Below are 911 nucleotides of genomic sequence, written 5' to 3'. Positions count from 1 at the left end.
GGGTTATTTGGCTTGTCGGCATTTACCATTACACAAAGGGTTAAAGAGATTGGGGTGCGCAAGGTATTAGGCGCCAGCATCCCGCAAATAGTAACCGAACTATCAAAAGACTTTTTGAAGCTGGTGCTTATTGCCTCTGTAATTGCCCTGCCGGTAGCCTGGTATACCATGAGTAAATGGTTGCTTGATTTTGCTTTCCGCGTCAGTATACAATGGTGGGTGTTTGTAATGGCTGGCATCATTGCTTTGGTGATTGCTTTTGTAACTATCAGCTTTCAATCCATCAAAGCAGCATCGGCAAACCCGGTTAAGAGTTTGAGGAGCGAATAGGTTTGTTCATTTGTTCACTGGTTCATTGGTCTTGTTTGATTGATGTTGATGTGTTAAAAACAAATGCTAAAAACAAATGACCAACACCACCAATGAACTAATGAACGATTGAACTAATGAACTGAAAATGATTAAAAACTATTTAAAAATAGCCCTGCGTAGCTTTTGGCGACACAAATTTTTCACGTTCGTTAATGTTATTGGTTTATCCATTGGCATCAGTTCGGCATTGGTTATTTATTTGATTGTGCATTTCGATTTTACATTTAACCAGTCGTTTAAGGATCGCGACCGCGTTTACCGGATTATTTMTAATTATACCTTCGCAGGCGAACCATCTTATAAACGAGGTGTTTGCGGTCCTTTGCCCGAGGCTGTAAGGACAGAAGTAAGCGGCGTTGCAATAGCTGCCCCGTTTTTCAGTTTGTATCAACCCAATGTACTTGTACCGGCTAAGTCTGGCGTTCCTGTTAAATTCAAACTACAGGACAATGTGGTATTGGCCGATGAGCGCTATTTTGAACTTTTTAATTATACCTGGCTTGCCGGGGCTGCTAAAACAGCATTTAATGGTCCTAACC

Annotated in this window: 2 protein-coding genes; both read left to right on the top strand. The window is 41.3% G+C overall.

Translation table 11 applies throughout. From position 1 onward, the window contains the following. A partial coding sequence (locus AC1DPZ_RS28115) for an ABC transporter permease (protein ID WP_477409744.1) occupies window positions 1-330 on the top strand: 330 nt, incomplete at its 5' end. 127 nt (window positions 331-457) lie between these two features. Beyond that, window positions 458-911 (top strand): ABC transporter permease (locus tag AC1DPZ_RS28110; protein ID WP_477409742.1); only part of this gene is annotated, 454 nt, incomplete at its 3' end.

This window comes from Mucilaginibacter sp. P4_G9 (assembly GCF_056400985.1).
The sequence above is the reverse complement of the archived record's forward strand: the minus strand, read 5'-3'. Positions and strand labels throughout refer to the sequence as shown.